The following is a 22,766-nucleotide window of genomic DNA, read 5'->3' as shown; positions in this document are numbered from 1 at the left end:
CGAAAGGGGGACGGGGATGATGGCCAACCCCCTCGGAAAGAACGGAGTTCCGGGCAAATGGCGTTCCGCTAAACTGGGTCAGTGCATTCGTCCCGCCCGCGCCGCTTGTGCGCGTTTCAGCCGGATGCGGGTGCGGGCATCGCGCAGGAGAGCGCCGGGCAGGTCGGTCGCGGCGCGCAGCCCCGCGACCGAGGAGATGTTACGGATGCTGCGCCGTGTCTCGTTCAGCACTTGCCCGACCATGGCCCGCCGCTCGATCTCGCCCTGCTCGCGCACCAGCGACAGGCGATGAATGGCATAGAGGCCGATCAGACCCGCCAGCAGGAAATAGAAATCCCAGGCGGTCAGCACGATCGGCAGGGTGAAGATGCCGTTGGGGCTGCGCCACCGCGCCACCAGTTCGAACTGGCGTGCGGCGAAGAACTGCGCCAGCAGCCCGCCCAGGATCGGCGCGATCCCGGCCGCGATGGCGGTGGTCATCGCATTGGCCGCGACATAGGCGGTGGCGGACCCCTTGGGCGACAGCTTCAGCGCGATATTGGTGCTGGCCAGCGTCACGCCCGCAATGGTCGCGCCCATGACGAGGTGGAGCCCGATCAGCCACAGCTTCACCGCCCCCCGGTCGCCTAGTTGCGATGCGCCGATCATCGCCACGATCGCCAGGATATAGGCCGGGGCGCACACCGCCAGTACCGACTTGTTGGCGAACCGGTCGCTTAGCCGCCCCCAGAGGCGCAGCGCGAGGATATTGGCGACCTGGCTGGCGACGCTGAGCAACAGCACGAAGCTGACCGCGAAATGCAGCTGGCGGACGATGAAGACGGTGAAGAAGGGGGTCGCGAGGTTGATCGCAAATTGCCAGCTCGCCACGAAGACCAGCAACCGGCGGAAATTGGGGTCGCCCAGCGGCTGGGCCAGCAAGGCGCGCAATGCGATGGAGCCGGGGGCGGGGGGCATCAACGGCTCGGGCATCATCGCGACGATCCGCGCGCTGATCAGCCCGGTGACGCAGCCGCTGGCGAACATCGCGGCGAACACCATGTCCCGTGCAGGCGATCCCGCTGGCGTCCGGTCCAGCGCCAGCGCGGCGACCAGCCCCAGGATCAGGCTGATCGCGGTCAGCCACACCGTCCGCCGGGCAAAGACGTCGCCCAGCCGATCATCGGGCGCGAGGTCGCGCATCCATGTATTCCAGGCGCATCCGCCGACCGCGCCCAGTCCGCAGAGCAGCATCTGCGCGCCCAGGAAGATCAGCAGCGCGGTCGTCCCGCTGAAAAATGCGAGCACCGCCATCACGGCCAGCATCGTCCGCCCGACCAGGCTGGACAGGACCGCGATCCGCTTGCGCCGCCGCCATCGCTCGACCAGCTGGATGGCGGGCAGTTGCAGCAACTGCGCGAGGAACGGCATCGCCGCCAGGATGCCGACCATCACGTTCGACGCCCCCAGATGCAGCGCGAAGGCGGTCAGGATCACCCCGCTGGTGAGCGCGGCGGCGCCACCCGAAAACCCCGCCTCGACGACGAGCAGCCGCAAGCCGCGTTCGCGGTCGGCGGTGGTCAGTTCGGCTTGCGGGTCCAAAGACATGAGTGCCGGGGCAACGTTCCGTCGGCGATCCCGGTTTCTGCCGACCAACATAGGGCCTGATCTATATCATTGAGTTTTCTGGGTATTGCGGGCGTTTGTACGCCACCATCCGGGCATTTGCGGGTTTGTTGGCGCATGACTCCTCACCTGCCGCCCGATCTCCGCATCGCTCTGCTCCTGGCCGGGGGCAATGCGTTGGGCGCCTATCAGGCCGGGGTCTATGAGGCCCTGCATGAGGCGGGCATCTCGCCCGACTGGGTCGTCGGCACCTCGGCCGGAGCGATGAACGGCGCGATCATCGCGGGCAATGCACCGGCGGATATCCTGTCGCGGCTGTCCGACCTGTGGCGGCCGGACCGCACCGGCGCCGTCGGCGCTTTCGCGTGGGACGGGATGATCGACAGCTGGCGGCGCAGCGGTGAGGTGATCGCAACGCTGTTCGGCGGGCGGCGGGGGCTGTTCGCGCCGCTGGGCACCGCTCTGGCCGAGCGTGATACGCCAGCGCTCTATGACACCACGCCGCTGGCCCATACGCTGGCGCGTCTCGTCGATTTCGAGCGGCTGAATGGCGGCAGGGTCCGCTACATGGTGCAGGCGGTCGCACTGGATACCGGTGCCGAGGTCGTCTTCGACAACGGGCGCGACAGGATCACGCCCGACCATATCCGGGCCAGCTGCGCCATGCCGCCTGCCTTTCCTCCGGTCGCGATCGACGGGGAACTCTATGTCGATGGCGGATTGGCCGCCAATCTGCCGCTCGACCCCATGCTGGCCCGGCCCGGTGACGGGCCGCTGCTATGCATCGCGGTCGACCTGTTGCCATTGGCTGGCCCCCGCGCACCGACCATCGGCGGCATGATCAGCCGGACGCAGGATCTGGTCTTCGCCGCACAGTCGCGCCGGACGCTCACCCGCTGGCAGGACCATTATGCCACCGCTCCCGAGATGGCGCAGGCATCGGTCACGCTGGTGCAGCTTCGCTATGCCGAGCAGCAGGACGAAGTCGCGGGCAAGGCTTTGGACTTCTCGCCCCGTTCGGTGCGGGGGCGCTGGGATGCGGGCTTGCGCGACGCTCGTGCGCTGGTCGCGGCGCTGGCGGAGGGGGCGATTTCCCTCGGGGGCAGGGGGCTGACATCGACCACCATCGCGGCGCGGCAAGAGCCGCTCGCCGCCCATTCGGGAGACATGCCGTGAAAGCCGCCCGCAAGACCGCCGATGGCCGTTTCGAGATCGCCGAGGTCGACGAACCCCAGTTGCCTGCCGACGACTGGGTCAAGGCGCGGGTGCGGATGGCGGGCATCTGCGGCACTGACCTGCGCCACTGGGAAAAGGCGGAGGAGGAACTGCACTGCTGCATCATGGGCCATGAACTGGCAGGCGAAGTGGTCGAGGTCGGCCCGGCGGTCAGCCGCGTCGCGATCGGCGACCGGGTGCTGGTCGAATCCGTGCTCGGCTGCGGTCATTGTGACTGGTGCCGGGTGCAGCAATATAATCGCTGCCCCGATCTCTATCCCACCCGCCGCGCCAGCGTCTCGCGCGCCTATGCCGAATATGTCGTCGGACCGCAGCACAAGTTCCACCGCCTGCCCGACAATGTGGGGTATGACGATGCCGCGCTGCTCGACACCTATGCCGTGGCGTTGCACGCCCAGCATCTGTCGGGCCTGACCATCGGGTCGCGCGTGGCGATCATCGGGGCGGGGCCGATCGGGCTGGGCCAGCTGATGCTCGCCAAGGCCAGCGGTGCGACCGTGACGATCATCGACAAGATGCCGCACGCGCTCGCCCTGGCCGAGCGGCTGGGCGCCGACCATACCCTTCACCCGGACGACGAGGACCCCGAGGCAGCGATCTTCGGCCAGACCGACGATCGGGGTGCCGATATCGTATTCGAATGCGCGGGCGGTGAGTCCATGCCCGACACGCTGCCGCTCGCCACGCGGCTGGTGCGGCGCGGCGGCAAGGTCGTCATCGTCGGCGGCTTCGACGCGGGGGCCATCGCCATCCCGCTAGAGTGGCAGCGTATCCAGATGTCCGAGATCACCCTGATCCCCAGCGCCAGCTTCGCCTTTCACGACATCCATGCCGAACAGGTTGAGGTGCTCGACCTGGTGACGCGCGGGGTGCTCAAGACGCAGGAACTGATCACCCATCGCTTCCCGCTCGACCAGATCAACGAGGCGTTCGAGGCGGCGCAGGATCGGGCACGGACGGGAGCCATCTTCGTCGGACTGACCATATGACAGCCATGGACGCTTAGACGGATGTTTGATTATCTTTTTTACGTAACAGGTTAGCGGACTGCCCGGCGACGTGTCGGGCGTGATCTTCTGATCTTTTGCAAGACCTGATCAGCGAGGCGGAGAGATGGTGGCACAAGATCGAGAGGATGTGCCGCCATGGCCCCGTGGCGAAACGGGAATGGCGGTCCGCATCCGCGATCGGGCCTGGACCGAGACGCCATTGGGGGCGATCGGACATTGGCCGCAGAGCCTGAAGACGGTGGTCGATCTCATGCTTGCGTCGTCCAGCATGATGAGCCTTGTCTGGGGTGAGGAGGCCATCCACCTCTATAATGACCGCTTCACCGAACTTTTGCGCGAACACCATGTCGACGCGCTGGGACAGTCCGCCTTTCAGACCTTTGCCCGGTCGCGCGATGTTTTTGCGGCGGACATCGCGGCGGGAATGGCGGGCAAGTCGGCACGCCTTCAGGCGCAGCGCTATCCCGTCCAGCGCAACGGCCGGCTGGAGGATGCGTGGTTCGACGTCGATTATGCCCCGGTCCGCGATGAGGCGGGCAGGGTCGCCGGTGTCCTGTGGACCTTGCGGGAAACGACCGCGCAGGTCCTGGCCGAGCGCACCCTGCGCGAAAGCGAGGCGCGACATCGACTGCTGATCGGAAGCTGGGCGCAGGCGGTCTGGGAAACCGATCCGGACGGCGTCGTCGTCACCGACAGCCCAAGCTGGCGGGCCTATACCGGCCAGACGGAGACGGAATGGCTGGGTTATGGCTGGCTCGATGCCATTCATCCCGACGATCGCGCCTATGCCGAACGCCAGTGGCGCGAGGCGATGACGATACGGGGGCTGGTCGATGCGGAGTTTCGGCTCCGTGCCCCGGATGGCGGCTGGCGCTGGACCAATGTTCGTGCCGGTCCCGTCCTCGATGCCGAGGGGCGCATCGAGAAATGGGCGGGGATCAATATCGACATTGACGCGCGCAAACGCGCCGAAACGGCCCTGCGCGACAGCGAAGCCAAATATCGCGCCCTCTTCGAATCGATGGATGAGGCCTATGCCGTGGTCGAGGTCCTTCGCGATGACCATGGCCGCTGGGCCGACTTTCGCTTTGTCGAGGTCAATCCCGCCTTCCTTCAACATACGGGCATGCCGTGGCCGGTCGGCCAGACCGCGACGGAATTGCTGGGCACGCCGAACCCGCATTGGACGAAGCTGTATGGCCAGGTCCTCGATACCGGCCGCTCGATCCGCGTCGAGGAAAGCGAGCCGACCCTGGACCGGCTGTTCGATCTCAATATCTTTCCGCTCGACACCGGGCTTCATCATGTCGCTGTCCTGTTCACCAACATCACCGAGCGACGCCGTATCGAAGAACGCGTGAGAGCCAGCGAGGCGTGGCTGCACCTGCTGGTCGAGGGGATACCGCAACTGGTCTGGCGTTCGGCCGAACTGGGTCAGTGGAGCTGGGCCAGCAGCCAGTGGCAAGCCTTTACAGGGCAGAGTCTGACGGCCAGCATCGGTCGCGGCTGGCTCGATGCGGTTTGTTCGGACGATCATGATGCCGTCCTGCGCGCATGGGACGGGGCGTCCTTGTCGGGCCGTATCGACGTCGAGTTCCGGGTCCGGCGCGCGAGCGACGGCGCCTATGTCTGGCACCATATGCGTGCCATGCCGGTTCGTGACGATGCCAGGCGCATCGTCGAATGGCTGGGCACGACGACCGATGTTCAGCAATTGAAGGAATTGCAGGAACGCCAGTCGATCCTTGTCGACGAACTCCAGCATCGGACCCGAAACCTGATCGGCGTCGTGCGGTCGATGGCCGACAAGACGGCGCGGTCCAGTGCCGATCTATCGGACTTCCGCTTGCGCTTTCGGGACCGTCTGGAGTCGCTGGCGCGGGTACAGGGGCTACTGTCCCGGCTTCATGACGTCGATCGTGTCATGTTCGACGATCTGATCCGAACCGAGCTGTCGGCGATCAACGGCGGCCTGGACCATGTCTCGCTGACGGGACCGGCCGGCGTGCGCTTGCGCTCGTCGACCGTTCAGACGCTGGCGATGGCGCTCCACGAACTCGCGACGAATGCGGTGAAATATGGCGCTCTGGGACAAGCGACCGGGCACCTTGCCGTGACATGGTCGCTTGAGCCCATGGGCGATGACGGGCAGCCCTGGCTGCATATCGACTGGCGGGAAAGCGGCGTCGCCATGCCGCCCGCCGGATCGGCCCCGAAGGGTACCGGCCAGGGCCGCGAATTGATCGAGCGGGCGCTTCCCTATCAGCTGCGGGCGCGCACATCCTACCAGCATGGCCCGGACGGCGTGCTTTGCGCGATCTCACTGCCAGTTTCCGCGAGCAAGGAGGTGGGGGCGTATGGCTGAACGAACACTAAGCGGCTGTCATATTCTGGTGGCGGAGGACGAATTTCTGATCGCCGACGATCTGCGGATCGAACTGGGCGAGGCTGACGCGGTGGTGGTGGGCCCGGTCGGCACGCTCCGGGAGGCTTTGGAGATGGCCCGATCCGAACGGCGGATCGACGGGGCCATTCTCGACGTCAATCTTGGCGGGGACCTGGCCTATCCGGTCGCCGACATCCTGATCGAACGCAGAATACCGCTGATTTTCACGACGGGATATGATGGAGGGGCCTTGCCGACCCGCTTCGCAACCGTGGCCCGCTGCGAAAAGCCGACGACCATCACCCGGATCGCGCAAGCGATCGGCCGGGTGATCCATCGGGAATGACCTCATTACGGGAGAGCGGCTCGGTTTTCGCTTCGATCCGTGAAATCCGAAACTGGCCTGTCACCCATATTGTGGGGTACATCGCAGCCACGATATCACGAGGTGCAAGTCGCATGATGTACAAAGCCCTGACCATCGCGGCGCTGTTGTCGCCCCTGACCATCGGCGTCGCCCAGGCCGAGCCCGATCCGGGCAAGAAGGCCTGCGTCGCCGAGGCGCGGCGGCTGTGCCCGATGGAGATGAAGTCGATGAGCCGCAAGAAGGTCGAGGCCTGCATGATCCAGAAGATCGATCAGACCTCGCCCACCTGTCACGCCGCGATGCTGCGGATCAAGGCCGAGCGGGAGGCGGCTGCGACCCGGCGCTGAGGCCCAGCGCGCGGTTCTCCGCGCCGATCCGGACATACAGCATCGCCGCGTTCAGGACGGTGAACAGCGCGGCAATGCCGACCAGTCCGAAGGTGAGGGGCAGCACCGCGATCTCGGCGGTGACGACCGCGTAATTGGGGTGGCGCAGGAAACGGAACGGCCCCCGGGCGACCAGCGACGCGCCCGGCAGGACGATGATCCGCGTCGTCCAGCGCGGACCCAGGGTCGCCAGCACCCAGATCCGCATCCCCTGCAAGACGGCGAAGACCAGGAGCAACGGCCAGGAGACCGTCCGGCCGCCCACGCTGAACCACAGGGCGACCAGCCACGCGGTATGCATCGCGACCATCACCGGATAATGGCTCGCCCCATATTCGCGCGCACCCGCCGCCATCAGCCGGGCGGTGTTGCGCCGCGCGATGACCAACTCGCTCAACCGCTGGAGCGTGACGAACGCCATGATGGCATAGGGTAGGGTCATCGATTGCACTCCAGCACCAGCGAAGAGGCGGTGAAGCCCGGCCCCAAGGCGCTCAGCAGAGAGCGAAGCGGCAGGCCTTCCCGGCGATAGCGGTCCAGCACGAATAGCACGGTCGGCGCGGACATGTTGCCATGGTCGCGAAGAACCGCACGTTCCTGCGCCAGTGCGCCATGCTCCAGGCCAAGGGCGATCTCCAGCGCGTCTAGCACGCGCGCCCCGCCGGGATGGCAGATGAAACGGTCGATATCCGACAAGGCGAACCCCTGCGCATTCAGCATGCCGGTCACGGCCTGACGCATCTCGCGCTCGACAAAGGTCGGGATCGCGCGGTTCAGGACGACGGCCAGCCCCGTCTGCTCGGTGCGCCACCCCATGATGTCGAGCGTGTCGTTCCAGGTGTGTTCCGCGCTACCGACGATCTGGGCAAAGCCTTCGTCGCCGGTTCGCAGCAGGCACGCCGCCGCGCCGTCACCGAACAGCGCGGTGGAGATCAGGTCGGCCTTGTCCGCGCCGTTGGTCCTCAGCGCCAAGCTGCACAGTTCGACCGTGACGAACAGCACCGTCGAACCCGGTCGCGCGCGGGCCAGATCGGCGGCAAGCGCCAGCCCGGTGGCGCCGCCCGCACAGCCCAGGCCGAAGACCGGCACCCGCCGCACATCGTTCCGGAATGACAGATGTGCCATGGCCCGCGCCTCCAGGCTGGGCGTGGCGATCCCGGTAGATGAGACGGTGACGATGGCATCGACGTCGCGGGCCTCCAATCCGGCCTCCTCCAGCGCACCACCGGCGGCGGCGACGAACAGGTTGAGTGCGACGTCGAGATAGGCGGCGCTCCGCTGCTCGAACGAGCGGGGCGTATGATACCAGTCGAGCGGCATGGCCAGTTGGCGCTCGGCGATGCCCGCATGGTCGAAGACGGGCGCCAGCCGGTCGAAATCGGCGAAGCGGTCGCCGATCAACGCCCGCGCCGTAGCGAGGGCCTGATCCTGGGACAGTCGATGATGGGGCGTGCGCGTCGCAAGCGACAGAAGGGCAACCGGTTGAGACATGCACCGTCCGAGTAGCCGGTCAACCGGCGGAAATGGATACCGGAGCGCAACGATCCGCGTCGCGGCTTGTTCAACCTGTCGAAAAATACAGGACGGGGTCGACGGATGGCAGGCGCAGCGACGATATGACACCCGCGACCGCATCGCCCGCCTCCGAGCCGAAGACGGCCGGGTTCGCCGCCTGGGCCGGCTTCACCTGCATGTGCCTGGGCATGTTCATGGCGATCCTGGACGTACAGATCGTCGCGACCTCGCTGCCGACGATCCAGGCCGCGCTGCGTATCGCGCCCGATCGGATGGTCTGGATCCAGACCGCCTATCTGACCGCCGAGATCGTCGCGATCCCGCTTACGGGGTATCTGACCGACGTGCTGGGGATGCGGCGGCTGTTCGTCGGCGCGGTCAGCCTGTTCACCCTGGCCTCGATCGGGTGCGCGATGAGCGGCAGTTTCGAAAGTCTGATCCTATGGCGGGTCGTGCAGGGCTTTTCGGGCGGCACGCTGATCCCCATCGTATTTTCCGCCGTCTTTCTGCTGTTCCCGGTACGGGTACAGGGGCTGGCGACCACCATCGCCGGGGTGGCCGCCGTTCTGGCGCCGACCATCGGACCAATCATTGGCGGATGGGTGACGCAATCCTTTTCGTGGCACTGGCTGTTCCGCATCAACATCGTGCCGGGTATCGTCGCGGCGCTGGGCGTGGCGTGGCTGTTGCGCGGGCAGGCGGCGGTCGAGCGATCGGGCACGCGCCGTAGCATCGACATTGCGGCGCTGGTCCTGCTCGCCGCCGCGCTCGTCGCGTTGCAGATCGGGTTGAAGGACGCGCCGACGCGTGGCTGGGGCGATGCGCGCGTGTTGGGCTTGCTGGCCGTCTTCGTGGCGTGCGGGGGCGGGTTCGTCGTACGGACATGGCGCGCGGCGGTGCCGCTGGTCGAACTGCGCTGCTTTGCCGACCGCAATTTTGCGATCGGATGCCTGTTCAGCTTCGTCCTGGGGTTCGGCCTGTTCGGTTCGACCTATCTGATGCCCTTCTTCCTGGGACTGGTGCGCGAGCATGGCGCGCTGCGCATCGGCGAGATCATGCTGGTCACCGGCATCGCCCAACTGGTGAGCGCGCCCATCGCGGTCTGGGCCGAGCGGCGGGTCGATCCGCGCTGGCTGACCGCCTTCGGCTTCGGCTTGTTCGCGATCGGCCTGCTGATGAGCATGAGCCAGACCGCGCAGACCGATTTCCACGCGATGATCCTGCCCCAGGTGGTGCGCGGCGCGGCGATCATGTTCTGCCTGTTGCCGCCGACCCGCATGGCGCTGGGCCGATTGCCGCGCACGCTGGTCGCCGATGGCAGCGGGCTGTTCAACCTGATGCGCAATCTGGGCGGTGCGGTCGGGCTGGCACTGGTCGACACAATGATCTTCAGCCGCGCCGCGACCGAGGGGCGCCATATCGCCAGCCGCCTTCAGGCGGGTGACCTCGACACGGCGCTGCGCATCGGCATCCCCAAGGACGCCTTTCTGGAACAGCGCGGCCAGCCGCTCGACGATTTCGCCGTCGAGATGGTGCGGCCGCTGGTGGAAAAGGCCGCGCTCGTCCCCGCCGTCAACGCGGCCTGGGCGATGTGCGGGGTGCTGACCGCCATCGTCCTGCTCGCGGTGCTGTGGGTGCGGCGTACCCCCGTGGAATGACGCGGAGAATCCGACCCCTAAGGGCCCGACTCCCTTCCCATCATCGATCGGGGTCGACACCGGCGTCGCTGGACGCGTTGCCGATCAGTATCTCCATGGCGTGACGGGCGGCCCGCCCGTCGCCTTCGATCAAGGCGGCGTACACCGCGTGATGATCCGGCATCGGGTCGCGATACTGACGGCGCTCGTCCCTGGCGAAGCGGGTCGTCCACTCGACCGCCGCCGCGATCGAAGAGGACAGGGTCATCAACGGCTCGTTCCGCGTGGCCTCCAGGATCGTCAGGTGAAAGGCCTGATCGGCCGCCCGCCCGGCAGGGTCGAGCAGGCCATAGCGCTCCATCTCTCCCAGGGCATGGCCCATGCGTGCCAGCTGCCGCTCGTCACGCCGCCGGGCTGCGAACATGGCGGCGGACGGTTCGACGATGCTGCGCAGTTCGAAGATGCTGGCGATGAATTCGGGCGTCGGTCCCCCCTCGAACATCCAGCCCAGGACGTCGAGGTCGAGCATGTTCCACTTGGCCCGTTCGGTCACCCGCGTGACGCTCTTCACGCGATTGACGATAAGACCCTTGGCCGCCAGGATTCGCAGCGCCTCGCGATACGCCCCGCGTGAAACGCCGTTCTCGCTGCTGTAGCGCTCTTCGCTGACGAGCGGGGTGCCGGGAGCCATCCTGCCGCTCACGATCGCCACCCCCAATTCATGGGCAATCCCCCCGCGTATGTCGGTCGGGCGGCTTTTGCGAACGAAGTCGGGGGCGTCATCGGCAGTCATATCAACACCATGGTGACGACAGCCGGTATGCGTCAAGCGCGACCGCTGTCGGGTCCAATGTCTTACAAGATTGCGAACGGACAAGATACGATAAAGTCCCAATTCTTTGTCGTTGTGGAATCTGGTACTACAAGTTATGGTTGTGGCTTGAGGCGGTTGCATACCGCTTGGGGAGAGGGGCTATGGCGAGGCAGGGGATAGGTGTCGCGCTGCTCAAGGCGATCGTGCGAAACGGAACCGCGCCGCTTCGGTTTGCGGTTCGCACGGCGTCGGAAGGCGCAGTGGGGGCGTTCGCCGCCGCTGAGCCCTATTCTCGTCCATCATTGCGCTTTCGCAGCGGACCTTCGTGTCCCCGATCGATCCCCAACGCCTTTATGGAGATAAGGTCATGAGATATTTCAGCGGCTTGTCGGTCGCCATGGGCGCGCTGCTGATGTCCGCGCCGTCGTACGGGCAGTCCGCCCCGGCGGCGGTGGCGGCGCCGCGACCCGTGGCGGTCTCGGTGGATGCGTCAAAGACGGTCGGGGCGTTGCCGCCGTCGTGGCGGTTCTTCGGGGCAGACGTACCGAACTATGCGACGATGAAGGACGGCGAGAAGCTGCTGGTACAACTGGGCGACCTGCGGCGCGGCGAGGTGTATTTCCGGGCGCACAACCTGCTGAACACCGGCGACGGCACACCGGCGTTCAAATGGGGCAGCACCAATATCTATCGGGAGACCAAGGACGGCAAGCCGATCTATGACTGGACCAATATCGACCGCATCATCGACACCTATATCGCGCGGGGCGTGAAGCCGTACCTCCAGATCGGCTTCATGCCGGAGGCGATGTCGACGGCCCCGGCGGGGACGCCGTACCGGCACAACTGGCGTCCGGGCTTCGACTATAAATACATCATCACCGGCTGGGCCTATCCGCCCAAGGATTATGACAAGTGGCGCGAGCTGGTCTATCAATGGACCCGCCACAATGTCGAACGCTATGGCCGTGCCGAGGTCGAACGCTGGTATTTCGAGGTTTGGAACGAACCGAACGGAGCCTATTGGCAGGGCACGCCGGAGGAGTTCTACAAGCTGCACGACTATGCCATCGATGGCGTTCGCCGCGCGCTGCCCACGGCGCGGGTCGGCGGCATGGATTCGGCGGGTCCCGGTGGCAGCTTCATGGACGGCTTCCTGCGCCATGTGACCAGCGGCAAGAACTACGCGACCGGCCAGATCGGAACGCCGACGGACTTCCTGGCCTTCCATGCCAAGGGGGACCCCAAGTTCGTGGACGGCCATGTCCGCATGGGTCTCGACGTTCACCTTCGCGGCGTGAACGGCGGCTTCGACAAGACGCTGGCCATGCCAGCGCTGGCGTCCAAGCCGGTCGTGATCGGCGAAAGCGATCCCGAGGGCTGCGCGGCGTGTCCCGGCCTAAAGAACGGCTATCGCAACGGCACCATGTATTCCAGCTATACGGCGGCCAGCTTCCCGCGCATCTGGGCCCTGGCAAAGCGGCGCAACGTCAATCTGGAAGGCGTGCTGACCTGGGCGTTTGAGTTCGAGGACCAGCCCTGGTTCGCGGGGTATCGCCAGCTGTCGTCCAACGGCATCGACCTGCCCGTGCTCAACGTGTTCCGGATGTTCGCGAAGCTGGGAACCGACCAATTGGCCGCGACGAGCGATGCGGAGCTGCCGCTGGACGAGATCATGGCCAAAGGCGTGCGGGGGCAGGCGGATGTCGGCACGCTCGCCACGCGGACCAAGGATGGCCAGGTCGCCGTCCTCCTGTGGCACTATCACGATGACGACGTGCCCGGCCCGAGTGCTGCGATCCGCCTGACGATCCGGGGCGTCCGTGGCCGGGCCCCGACGGCGACGCTGTTCCGCGTCGATGAGGATAACGCAAATGCCTTTTCCGCCTGGAAGAAGATGGGGTCGCCGCTGAATCCCAACGTCACGCAATATGCCGCGCTGGAAAAGGCATCGGCGATGCAGCCGCAGCCCATCACCCTGACGGCCGAGGCGCGCGACACGGTTACCACGTCGATCACGGTGCCCAGACAGGGCGTCGCGCTGGTCGTGTTGAATGCGCGTTGATACCCCGATTGCCACACGGTCATGGGGGATCGCGCTGCTGGTGGCGACGGCGATCGCCATCAGCTATCTCGATCGACAGACACTGCCCTGGGTGATCGGGCATATCCAGAAGGATATCCCGATCAGCAACCAGACCAAGGCGCTGCTCGATTCCGCGTTCCTGGCGACATATGGCCTGATGTATCTGGGCGGCGGCTGGCTGCTCGACCGGGTGGGAACGCGGGTCGGCTTTGTCGCGATCATGGCGTTCTGGTCGCTGGCCTGCGCCAGTCATGGGCTGGCGGGCGGGGTCGTGGCGCTGGTCGCCAGTCGGCTGTTGCTGGGCATCGGTGAGGGCGGGGGCTTTCCCGCCGCCACACGGGCCATTGCCGAGCGTTTCACGCCCAGCGCCCGTGCGACCGCGATGGGTATCGTGAATGCCGGGACATCGGTCGGCGCGGTCATCGCCCCGCCGCTGATCGCGTTGCTGCTCGCCCAGGCGAACTGGTTCGGCCTGGCGAGCTGGCGCTGGGTGTTCTTCGTGACCGGCGCGCTGGGGCTGGTCTGGGCTGTGTCGTGGGCCATGTCCTATCGCGATCCGCGCCCGCAGGCGGCTGTGCCGGACCATCCCGCGAAGGCGCCGACGGTTCGTGCGCTTCTTGCCCGGCGTGAGGTCGCCGGTATCGTCGGTGCCAAGTTCCTGAGCGACGGCGCCTGGTATTTCTACCTGTTCTGGCTGCCCAAATATCTGTTCGAGGTGCATCATTTCGACCTCAAACAGGCCGCGACGCTGGGCTGGATTCCCTATGCGGCGGCGGGCGGCGGCAGCATCGGCGCGGGCTGGCTGTCGAGCCGACTGCTCGCACGCGGCATGTCCGTCAACGCCGCCCGCAAGATCGCGCTGGCCGCCTGTGCCGCGTGCATGCCCTGGGTGATGCTGGTGCCGCAGGCGCAAACGGTGGGGATGGTGCTGGCCATCTTCAGCCTAGCCTTTTTCGGCCAGCAAGGCTGGTCGACCCTGGTTATGACGCTGCCGACCGACATGATCTCGCGCGCGGCGCTGGGGCGTCTCGCGGGACTGGTCGGCATGGGGGGCGCGTTCGGCGGCATCGTCATGGGCCAGGCGGCGGGGTGGGCGCTCGACCATGGCCATGGCTACGCCCCCGTGCTGGCGGTCGCCGCCTCGCTCCATGTCCTGGCCTTCGCGCTGATCTGTCTGGCGGTTCCGCGCATCCAACAACTCGACCGTGAAGGAAACACCGCGTGAAGATCACCGAAGTCCGCACCCGAGTCGTGCAGTGGAAGGGCCGCACACAGGCCCTGCCGCCTCATTTCTGCACCAATCCGATGGATGCCGTTTCGCCCATGCTGTCACCCGAGACGATGGGCAGCTTCACCTTCCACGGCTGGCTGATCGTCGAGATATTCACCGATACCGGGCTGGTCGGCATCGGCAATGCCGCGCTGGCGCCGATGGTCGCCAAGCAGATCATCGACGGTGCGCTGGCACCGCTGCTGATCGGCTGCAATCCGTGGGACACCGAGTTCCTGTGGCAGCACATGTACCGCAAGACGATGGCGTTCGGGCGCAAGGGCGTGGTGATGGCCGCGATCTCCGCCATCGACATTGCGCTGTGGGACCTGATGGGCAAGGACGCCCGGCAGCCCTGTTTCCGCCTGATGGGCGGACGCACCCGGCCGCATATTCCCGTCTATGCCAGCCGCCTCTATTCCGTGCCGCTCGACGAGCTGGCCGAGGAAGCCCGACGCTACAAGGCGCAGGGCTTCGGCGCGATGAAGCTGCGTTTCGGCTGGGGCCCGGCCGACGGTGCGGCGGGTATGGCGCGCAATGTCGAGCTGGTGCGTACGGTGCGCGAAGCCGTGGGCGATGAGATCGACGTGATGGCCGATGCCTATATGGGCTGGAGCCTCGACTATGCGAAGCGGATGATGCGGCTGATCGAGCCGTTCAACCTCCGCTGGCTGGAAGAGGCGATCATCCCCGACGATATCCATGGCTATCACGAGCTGCGCCGTTTCGGATCGACGCCGATCGCGGCGGGCGAGCATGAATTCACCAGCTACGGCTTCCGCCAGCTGATCGAGGCTCGCGCGCTGGACTATATTCAGTTCGACACGAACCGGGTCGGCGGCCTGACCGCCGCCCGCAAGATCCAGGCGCTGGCCGAGGCGCATGGCATCCCGGTCGTACCGCATGCCGGGCAGATGCATAATTATCACGTCGTGATGGCCAGCCTGAACTCGCCGATCGCGGAATATTTTCCCAAGGTCGACGTGGAAGTGGGCAACGAGCTGTTCTGGTATATTTTCAAGGGCGAGCCCGTCGCGCAGGATGGCTATATCAGGCTGTCCGATGATCTTCCCGGCCTGGGGCTGGAGATCGACGAGGCCGCACTCCTGCAATTCGAGGTGACGCAATGACGATCCGCAATGTGGCCCTGCTGGGCCTGGGCATCATGGGCGGCGGCATGGCGCGCCAGCTGCTGGAGGCGGGGTTCCACGTCACCGTGTGGAACCGCTCGAAGGACAAGGCCGCCTCGCTGGCAACCGCCGGGGCGCACGTTGCCGAGACACCGGCCGATGCGGTGGCGCAGGCGGATGTCGCGGTCGGGATGCTGTCGAGCGACGATGCCTCCCGCGCCGTTTGGCTGGACGCGGGCGCGCTGGCGGCGATGCGTCTCGGCAGCATTCTGATCGAGGCGAGTACGCTGACGATCGACTGGGTGCGCGAGCTGGCCGCCGCCGCCAAGGGGCGCGGTATCGGCTTTCTCGATGCGCCGGTCACGGGAAGCAAGGTGCAGGCCGCGTCGGGGCAGCTGCGCTTCCTCGTGGGCGGTGCCGCGTCCGATGTGGAGACGGCCCAACCCGTTCTCGCGGCGATGGGCAGCGAAACCATCCATCTGGGCGATACCGGCAGCGGCGCGCTGTTGAAGCTGGTCAACAATTTCCTGTGCGGCGTGCAGATCGCCAGCCTGGCGGAGGCCGTCGCGATGATCGAGCGGAGCGGGCTGGATGTCGACCGTGCGGTCGGCCTGCTGGCCAGTGGCGCGCCGGGCAGTCCGCTGCTGGGCGCGGTCGCGGGGCGGATGCTTCAGCGTGCCTATGACCCGCAATTCCTGATCCCGCTGATGGCCAAGGACCTGTCCTATGCCCAGGCGGCGTTCGACGCGCAGGGTATCGATCTCGCCAGCGCCGCTGCCGCACGCACCCGCTTCGAGGCGGCGGCGGCGGCCGGGCGGGCAAACGAGGATATCGCCGCCGTCGTCGAGCCGCTTCGCCCCCAGCATTGCTGACACCCGTCTCCCGCGTCTTTGCCAAGGATTTCATCCCCCGTGTTCCATCGCATCCCACCCTTCGTCCTGCCGCTTGCCACGCTGGCGATGACCCTGACCGCCTGCGGCAAGGCGGAGGAAAACGGCTCCACGGCAAGTTCCGCGGAAGCGCCGGTCAATTACGGGAACGCCAAGCCCGCGACGTCCAAGCCGTTCCGTACCGAGGCGATCGCAACGTTCGACGATCCCTGGGCGCTCAGCTTTATCGGCAACGACCGCATGCTGGTCACCGAAAAGCCGGGCAAGCTGTGGCTGGTGACGAAGGCGGGGGCCAAGACCCCGGTCGGCGGCGTGCCGACGGTTCATCATGAAGGGCAGGGCGGCCTGCTCTTCGTCATCGCATCGCCGACCTTCGCACAGGATCGTCAGGTCTATCTGACCTATGCGGAGCCGGGCGAAGGCGGCGACGGGCTGGCCCTTGCGCGTGCGACGCTGATGGAAGGTGCAGGGGGCGCCTCGCTGGCGAACCTGTCGGTCATCTGGCGGCAACTGCCGCGCGGGGCGGGTGGGCAATTCGGCGGCTATATCGCCTTTTCGCCGGACGGGCAGCATCTGTTCCTGACGGTGGGCGAGCGGCAGCGTTTCACCCCGGCGCAAGACCCCGATCAGGCGCTCGGAAAGATCCTGCGCCTGACCCTGGACGGCAAGCCCGCGCCCGGCAATCCGGCGGCGGGCAATCCGGCGGCGGGCAAGACCGGCGCGACGAGCATCGGCATCATCGATCCGCCCGAGGATACGGTCGCCGCCGCCACCGCCAAGGTCCGGCAGGCGACGATGCCCGCGCCCAACCTGACCCCGGCCGAAACCTGGGTGAGCGGCCTGCGCAATCCTTACGGCCTCGCCTTCGACGATCAAGGGCGGCTGTGGGAAACCGAGATGGGGCCGAAGGGCGGCGACGAACTCAACCTGATCGAACCGGGCGCCAATTATGGCTGGCCGCTGGTCTCCTATGGCGACAATTACAACGACAAGCCGATCCCGCGTCCCGACACCAAGCCGCAGTTCCGGCAACCGGCGCTCTATTGGAACCCGGTCATCGCACCTGCGGGCTTCACCTTCTATCGGGGCAACATGTTCCCCGAATGGCGGGGTTCGGCCTTTGTCGGTGGACTGGGATCGAACCTGCTGGTGCAGATCACGTTCGACGGCATCAAGCCACGGGAAGCGGCACGCTGGGACATGGGGGCCCGCATCCGTTTCGTGACGGCCGGTCCCGATGGCGCCTTGTGGGTGTTGGAGGATGGCGATGGCGGTCGGTTGCTGCGGTTGACGTCGCGACGCTCGGCGTAAGTCGCCGGATCGCCGGGCCGGAGGAAGATCGCCCGGCGGTCTTACCCGCGCTTCTTGATAGGTACCGTCCGTTCCCGCTTTTCAGGGCGGGGCGGACGGTCGTCATTCCCCGCCGCCCGCCAGCGGGCTGGGACGTGCGACCCGACAGATGGTCCGTCCTGTCATTCTGCAACCGGTCGCGGTCATAGGCATTCTGTTCCATGAGCACGGTGCCGATAGTGATCGATTAATGAAATCTGTCAGGCCCGAAAAATCGCTTGGACAGCATGTTGTCCGATGCGGCACCTTCGCTCCCATAGGAACACCGGTTGGAAGAGGACACCGACATGGCCGATTACGAACAGCCCAAGGGCAGCGGTTGCCCGATGGGCGGCAAGGGCGGCGGCGAAGTCAAGGCGCGGTCGCTGCTGGGGCGGACCAACAAGGACTGGTGGCCCGATGCGCTGCCGATCGACATGCTGCACCAACACGGCATCTCGCCCGATCCGATGGGCGAAGATTTCGACTATGCCGAGGCGTTCAACACGCTCGACTATGCCGCGGTCAAGGCGGACCTGCTCGCGCTGATGACCGACAGCAAGCCCTGGTGGCCGGCGGACTATGGCCATTATGGCCCCTTCATGATCCGCATGGCCTGGCACGCCGCGGGCACCTATCGCGTGACCGATGGGCGCGGCGGGTCGTCCTCGGGTCAGCAGCGTTTCGAGCCGCTCAACTCGTGGCCGGACAACGGCAATCTCGACAAGGCTCGGCGCCTGCTGTGGCCGATCAAGCAGAAATACGGCAAGCATATCAGCTGGGCCGATCTGTTCATCCTGGCGGGCAATGTCGCGATCGAGAGCATGGGCGGCCCGACCTTCGGCTTCGCGGGCGGCCGCAAGGATGTCTATGCGTCGGAGGGTGACACCTTCTGGGGTGCCGAAGAGCTGTGGGTCGACGAAGGCGCGCAGACCCGCATCACCGAGGAACTGCCCGAGCTCGAAGGGCCGCTTGCCGCGATCCAGATGGGCCTCATCTACGTCAACCCCGAAGGTCCCGGCGGCAATCCCGATCCGCTGACCTCGGCGCGCGACATGAAGGCGACGTTCCAGCGCATGGCCATGAACTCGGAAGAGACGGTGGCGCTGACCGCCGGTGGCCACGCCTTCGGCAAGGCGCATGGTGCAAAGCCGCCTACGGGCTTCAAGAACCCCGCCTCGGAAGCGATCCACCAGCAGGGTCTCGGCTGGCTGACCGACAGCGAGGAGATCGGCCAGGGCCATATCACGACCTCGGGCATCGAGGGTGCCTGGTCGAACAATCCGACCCAGTGGACCGGCGACTATCTGCGGCTGTTGTTCAAGTACGACTATGAGCTGACGCAGAGCCCGGCGGGTGCCAAGCAGTGGACCCCGGTCAATCCTGATCCGGAGGACATGGCCCCCGACGCGCGCGACCCGAACAAGCGCGTGCCCACGATCATGACCACCGCCGACATGGCGCTGAAGATGGATCCCGAGTTCCGCGAGATCGCGTTGCGTTTCCGCGACGATCAGTCGGCGCTCGACGATGCGTTTGCCCGCGCCTGGTTCAAGCTGACCCACCGCGACATGGGGCCGAAGATCCGCTATCTCGGGCCGGAAGCTCCCGAAGAGACGCTGATCTGGCAGGATCCCGTGCCCGAAGGCACTGCACCGTCGGATGCGGCCGTGGCTGCGTTCAAGGACGCAGTGCTGTCCAGCGGATTGACGGTCGCGCAGCTGGTCAAGACCGCCTGGGCCTCGGCATCGACCTATCGCCGGTCGGACCATCGCGGCGGCGCCAACGGTGCCCGCATCGCGCTGGCTCCGCAGAAGGACTGGGCGGTCAACGAGCCCGAACAGCTCCAGCAGGTTCTGGCCAAGCTGAACGAACTGCGCGGCGACATGTCGCTGGCTGACGCGATCGTGCTGGCGGGTTCGGCGGCGGTCGAGAAGGCGGCGCGTGATGCCGGGTTCGACGTCAGCGTCCCGTTCCTTGGCGGTCGCGGCGATGCGACGCAGGAATGGACCGATGTCGAGAGCTTCAAGTGGATGGAGCCGCAGGCCGATGGTTTCCGCAACTATCTGAAGACCCGCAACCCGGTAAAGACCGAGGAGCTGCTGCTCGACCGGGCGGCGCTGCTGGGCCTGTCCGCGCCAGAAATGACCGTGCTGGTCGGTGGCCTGCGCGTGCTGGGCGCGAATTTCGGCGATGCACCGGAAGGCGTGCTGACCGATCGTCCGGGTCAGCTGACCAACGACTTCTTCGTCAACCTGCTCGACAATGATACCTTCTGGGATCTGGTCGATGCGTCAAGCGACGAGAAGTTCATCGGTTACGACCGTGGCGGCCGCCAGGAAAAGTGGCGCGCGACGCGGACCGACCTGATCTTCGGCTCCAACTCGCAGCTGCGCGCGACCGCCGAGGTCTATGCCGAGAACGGGCACGAGGAAAAGTTCGTGCGCGACTTCGTGCGGGCCTGGGTGAAGGTGATGAACGCCGATCGCTTCGACGTGACCGCCAAGCCGGTGTCGGCCAACCAGGCCAGCTAAGCCCGTCGATTGCCTCACGGGGGCGCGGTGCGCCGGACCTAGGTCCGGGCACCGCGCCCCTTTTTCGTGCCCGCTACGCCGTCCGATACGGGGAGGGGCAAAGAAATGGCTTCGTACGCGTCGATGCGAATGCTATCCCGAGGCTCGATCAGAGGATGATATGACGCAAATTGCTGGTTCCGGCGAATATGTTATCGATGAGGTGCAGAAGATCGTCCGGGCGCATGTCCCCGGGGCGACGTGCGCACTGCTGGACTATGGCAAGCGGATCGGATGTGGTGAGCTCGACGAGCACGGCAATCTTCACGAGATGCGATGGTTGCGTCGCGAACTGGACGACGAACAGGTCGCCAAGGACGCCGCGCGCATGGCGCGCCTGATCGCCGAGGCCAACGGGTCAATTCCGACGGATCGCTAGGCGGCGATGGCATAGCGTCGGCAGTGTTCCAGATAGCCCGCTTCGTGACTGCCGGAGAGCGTGACGACGCTTTCCCATAGCCATGACGGCGTGTCGAGCGCACCGCTCCGATCCGCTTCGATCATCGCCAGCCATTCGGAGCGGGCGGCCGCGTCCATCTGACGCGCATGGGCGGTCCCGACGACGAAAGCCAGATGTCGGGCGGCGCGAACCGCCTCGCCCTGGCTGAACTGATCGACCTCCAGCTTCATGTCGTGCGGGGTCAGTTCGCGGATGAAGAGCGAGCGGTCCAGCATCGTGACGGGCATCATCCGCTCGCCGAGATAGGGGGACAAATGACGGGCCGCGGTCACCACCCGCTCCGCAGGGTCGCCCGGCATTTTCGCGCCGGACGCTGCGGGGGCGATGGGATCGGTCGCCTCCTTCAGATCGACGAGCGCGTACGACCAGTTACCCTTGCGCGTCCGGAGCGCCACGATCGCGGCGTAGCGCAGCAGGCCCAGCGAACTGCACCCCTTCATCCAATAGGCGGCGTCGACCAGCCGGACTTCGCGGTCCTGCGGCTTGCCCTTCAGCGACAGGACCATGGCACCGACCCGTTCGTCGGCGAACAGCGCGGTCAGTGCCTCACGCTCCTCAGGCGACAACTCCCAGAATTTCTTGCCCAGCGGGATAAGCGGTTCGACGGCGTCCAGCCTTTCCTTGGCCAGATGGCGCCAGCGCCGACCCAGGGCCTCACGCTCGACGCTGCGGACGATTTCGGAGTCGAGGTCGGGATCGTCGCGATCGGGATCGCGGAAGGCCGTGGCATAGCCTTCGACCATCGCCTCCATCATGCGCATGGTCACGACACCGGGCAGGTCAGAGCCGCGCGCCGCCGTGGCCAGCGACAGGCCGAGCCGGATGAGGTCATGGGCGGGGTTGCCGATTACGGCCTGATCGAGATCGCGGATCTGGATTTCCACCGAGCCACGGCCATTGGCGACCGGCCCCAGATTGCCCAGATGGCAGTCGCCGCAAATCCAGATCGCCGGTCCCTGCGGCACCCGCCGCGCCGTCTTGGACGCTGCCAGCCATTCGTAGAATTTCGCCGTGTTGCCGCGGACATAGGCATGGGCGGATCGCGCCATCTTCAGCGTACGACGGGCTTCGAGAATGGCATTGCGATCGGCGGGAAATGGCATGTGTGACGGGACCTCGAACGAATTACCCCACGACAACGCGACGGTGCGCCGAAAGTAACAAAACATTGCTGGCGGCGCGATTTGGGCTGTCGCCACACAAGCCATATCGGGCCGATACAAGCACCGGGTTGCGGTACGCTATATCGTATCATACAGCGGCGGCTTCATGTCGGTCCCCTATGAAAGTGCTGCCTTGCAGACCAAGCGTGCTCCCCTTCTCGGCCTTTTGCTGCTGACGACGGCAGGCAGTCTGAATGCGCAGCAGCCCGCGCGCCTGCCGCCGACACTGCCATGGTCCGGGAAGAGCGAGGCCCTGATCGCAAAGGCGGGCGATCCCTGGATCACCCCGGTCGAGGCATCGGGTTTCCGAACGACGCCGCGCTATGCCGAGGTGAGGGCATGGCTCGCACGCCTGCAAGCGGCGTCGCCCTTCATCCGCGTCGAGACGTTCGGCCACACCACCCAGGGGCGCGAGATGATCTATGTCCGCGCCAGCAAGGGCGGTGCGGGCAAGCCCGTCGTGCTGGTGCAGGGCGGCATCCACTCGGGCGAGATCGACGGCAAGGATGCCGGGCTGATGCTGCTGCGCGATATTGCGCTGCGCGGGAAGGACAGCCTGCTCGATCAGGTCGATCTGGTGTTCGTGCCGATCTACAATATCGACGGGCATGAACAGAGGAGCGCCTACAACTATCCGCATATCCGGGGCCCGGTCGAAAAGGGGCGGGACGCCAATGCGCGCAATATCGATCTCAATCGCGATTACGCCAAGCTGGATGCGCCGGAATCGCGCGCGATGATCGGCCTGATCCGCGCGCTCGATCCGATCCTCTATATCGACTGTCATGTCAGCGAAGGCTTCGACATGCAGTATTGCACAGCGACATCGCAGTTGAAGGGTCAGCGACATCGTAGATGACGTGTGGGGGGAAGCGGAGGCCGGGCGTAGCCCGGACGTAGCTTCCCCCC

At 66.1% G+C, this 22,766-nt stretch carries 18 protein-coding genes and 1 pseudogene; 14 read left to right on the top strand and 5 right to left on the bottom strand.

Translation table 11 applies throughout. The annotated features are described in order from the left end of the window. Nucleotides 1-78: 78 nt before the first annotated feature. Complete coding sequence (locus GGQ89_RS17225) at nucleotides 79-1,587, bottom strand: MFS transporter (RefSeq protein WP_184106584.1); 1,509 nt, start codon at nucleotides 1,585-1,587, stop codon at nucleotides 79-81. 135 nt (nucleotides 1,588-1,722) lie between these two features. Here GGQ89_RS17225 and GGQ89_RS17220 point away from each other — a divergent pair, with 135 nt between their 5' ends. The 5 genes from GGQ89_RS17220 to GGQ89_RS17200 all read left to right on the top strand — a co-directional run bounded on the left by GGQ89_RS17220 (nucleotide 1,723) and on the right by GGQ89_RS17200 (nucleotide 6,951). After that, nucleotides 1,723-2,781: a patatin-like phospholipase family protein gene (locus GGQ89_RS17220; protein WP_184106583.1), complete on the top strand. Its 1,059-nt coding sequence runs from the start codon at nucleotides 1,723-1,725 to the stop codon at nucleotides 2,779-2,781. Continuing rightward, nucleotides 2,778-3,830 carry an alcohol dehydrogenase catalytic domain-containing protein gene (locus GGQ89_RS17215; RefSeq protein WP_184106582.1) on the top strand — a complete coding sequence of 351 codons (1,053 nt, stop codon included), beginning with the start codon at nucleotides 2,778-2,780 and terminating at the stop codon, nucleotides 3,828-3,830. The genes GGQ89_RS17220 and GGQ89_RS17215 overlap by 4 nt, the downstream gene beginning before the upstream one ends. A gap of 178 nt (nucleotides 3,831-4,008) precedes the next feature. Then, nucleotides 4,009-6,216 carry a PAS domain-containing sensor histidine kinase gene (locus tag GGQ89_RS17210; protein WP_184106581.1) on the top strand — a complete coding sequence of 736 codons (2,208 nt, stop codon included), beginning with the start codon at nucleotides 4,009-4,011 and terminating at the stop codon, nucleotides 6,214-6,216. Continuing rightward, a complete protein-coding gene (locus GGQ89_RS17205) occupies nucleotides 6,209-6,583 on the top strand; it encodes a response regulator (RefSeq protein WP_184106580.1) in 375 nt (124 codons plus the stop codon). The genes GGQ89_RS17210 and GGQ89_RS17205 overlap by 8 nt, the downstream gene beginning before the upstream one ends. Before the next feature lie 113 nt (nucleotides 6,584-6,696). Next, nucleotides 6,697-6,951, top strand: a complete 255-nt coding sequence (locus GGQ89_RS17200) for a hypothetical protein (RefSeq protein ID WP_056432684.1) — start codon at nucleotides 6,697-6,699, stop codon at nucleotides 6,949-6,951. On the opposite strand, the gene GGQ89_RS17195 is transcribed toward GGQ89_RS17200, so the two are convergent. Next, complete coding sequence (locus GGQ89_RS17195; RefSeq protein ID WP_056432681.1) at nucleotides 6,914-7,432, bottom strand: isoprenylcysteine carboxyl methyltransferase family protein; 519 nt, start codon at nucleotides 7,430-7,432, stop codon at nucleotides 6,914-6,916. The genes GGQ89_RS17200 and GGQ89_RS17195 overlap by 38 nt on opposite strands. After that, on the bottom strand, nucleotides 7,429-8,481 hold the full coding sequence (locus GGQ89_RS17190; protein WP_184106579.1) for a type III polyketide synthase: 1,053 nt from the start codon (nucleotides 8,479-8,481) through the stop codon (nucleotides 7,429-7,431). The genes GGQ89_RS17195 and GGQ89_RS17190 overlap by 4 nt, the downstream gene beginning before the upstream one ends. 125 nt (nucleotides 8,482-8,606) lie before the next feature. Here GGQ89_RS17190 and GGQ89_RS17185 point away from each other — a divergent pair, with 125 nt between their 5' ends. Beyond that, a complete protein-coding gene (locus tag GGQ89_RS17185; RefSeq protein WP_184106578.1) occupies nucleotides 8,607-10,163 on the top strand; it encodes a DHA2 family efflux MFS transporter permease subunit in 1,557 nt (518 codons plus the stop codon). A gap of 40 nt (nucleotides 10,164-10,203) precedes the next feature. Here the strand turns inward: GGQ89_RS17185 and GGQ89_RS17180 are convergent, their stop codons facing one another. Further along, nucleotides 10,204-10,935 carry a FadR/GntR family transcriptional regulator gene (locus GGQ89_RS17180; protein ID WP_184106577.1) on the bottom strand — a complete coding sequence of 244 codons (732 nt, stop codon included), beginning with the start codon at nucleotides 10,933-10,935 and terminating at the stop codon, nucleotides 10,204-10,206. A gap of 388 nt (nucleotides 10,936-11,323) precedes the next feature. On the opposite strand from GGQ89_RS17180, the gene GGQ89_RS17175 reads away from it, so the two are divergent. From GGQ89_RS17175 to GGQ89_RS17145, 7 genes are all read left to right on the top strand, one after another. Next, nucleotides 11,324-13,021, top strand: a complete 1,698-nt coding sequence (locus GGQ89_RS17175; RefSeq protein WP_240456299.1) for a GH39 family glycosyl hydrolase — start codon at nucleotides 11,324-11,326, stop codon at nucleotides 13,019-13,021. Then, nucleotides 13,011-14,267 carry an MFS transporter gene (locus GGQ89_RS17170; RefSeq protein ID WP_184106576.1) on the top strand — a complete coding sequence of 419 codons (1,257 nt, stop codon included), beginning with the start codon at nucleotides 13,011-13,013 and terminating at the stop codon, nucleotides 14,265-14,267. Before GGQ89_RS17175 ends, GGQ89_RS17170 begins: the two co-directional genes overlap by 11 nt. After that, nucleotides 14,264-15,442, top strand: coding sequence for an enolase C-terminal domain-like protein (locus GGQ89_RS17165; protein WP_184106575.1), 1,179 nt, complete (start codon nucleotides 14,264-14,266; stop codon nucleotides 15,440-15,442). The genes GGQ89_RS17170 and GGQ89_RS17165 overlap by 4 nt, the downstream gene beginning before the upstream one ends. Beyond that, nucleotides 15,439-16,314: an NAD(P)-dependent oxidoreductase gene (locus tag GGQ89_RS17160; protein WP_184106574.1), complete on the top strand. Its 876-nt coding sequence runs from the start codon at nucleotides 15,439-15,441 to the stop codon at nucleotides 16,312-16,314. Before GGQ89_RS17165 ends, GGQ89_RS17160 begins: the two co-directional genes overlap by 4 nt. Before the next feature lie 39 nt (nucleotides 16,315-16,353). Then, on the top strand, nucleotides 16,354-17,643 hold the full coding sequence (locus GGQ89_RS17155) for a PQQ-dependent sugar dehydrogenase (protein ID WP_338112268.1): 1,290 nt from the start codon (nucleotides 16,354-16,356) through the stop codon (nucleotides 17,641-17,643). A 326-nt stretch (nucleotides 17,644-17,969) separates the two neighbouring features. Next, the gene (gene katG / locus GGQ89_RS17150) at nucleotides 17,970-20,195 is read left to right on the top strand and encodes a catalase/peroxidase HPI (protein WP_184106598.1); all 2,226 of its coding nucleotides are present in this window, start codon (nucleotides 17,970-17,972) and stop codon (nucleotides 20,193-20,195) included. A gap of 202 nt (nucleotides 20,196-20,397) precedes the next feature. Beyond that, nucleotides 20,398-20,613, top strand: a complete 216-nt coding sequence (locus tag GGQ89_RS17145) for a hypothetical protein (RefSeq protein ID WP_221239008.1) — start codon at nucleotides 20,398-20,400, stop codon at nucleotides 20,611-20,613. On the opposite strand, the gene GGQ89_RS17140 is transcribed toward GGQ89_RS17145, so the two are convergent. Further along, nucleotides 20,610-21,797, bottom strand: coding sequence for a DUF2252 family protein (locus tag GGQ89_RS17140; protein WP_184106572.1), 1,188 nt, complete (start codon nucleotides 21,795-21,797; stop codon nucleotides 20,610-20,612). The two genes, GGQ89_RS17145 and GGQ89_RS17140, sit on opposite strands and share 4 nt — an antisense overlap. Nucleotides 21,798-21,963: 166 nt before the next feature. Between GGQ89_RS17140 and GGQ89_RS17135 the strand changes: the two are divergent. Next, nucleotides 21,964-22,671, top strand: a pseudogene (locus GGQ89_RS17135) (M14 family zinc carboxypeptidase); the annotation flags it as partial. Between the last annotated feature and the right edge of the window lie 95 nt (nucleotides 22,672-22,766).

The organism is Sphingomonas yabuuchiae, from assembly GCF_014199595.1.
In the GTDB taxonomy this organism is placed as follows: Bacteria; Pseudomonadota; Alphaproteobacteria; order Sphingomonadales; family Sphingomonadaceae; genus Sphingomonas; species Sphingomonas yabuuchiae.
Note: the sequence above shows the minus strand (reverse complement) of the source record. Positions and strands in the feature narration are given on the sequence as shown.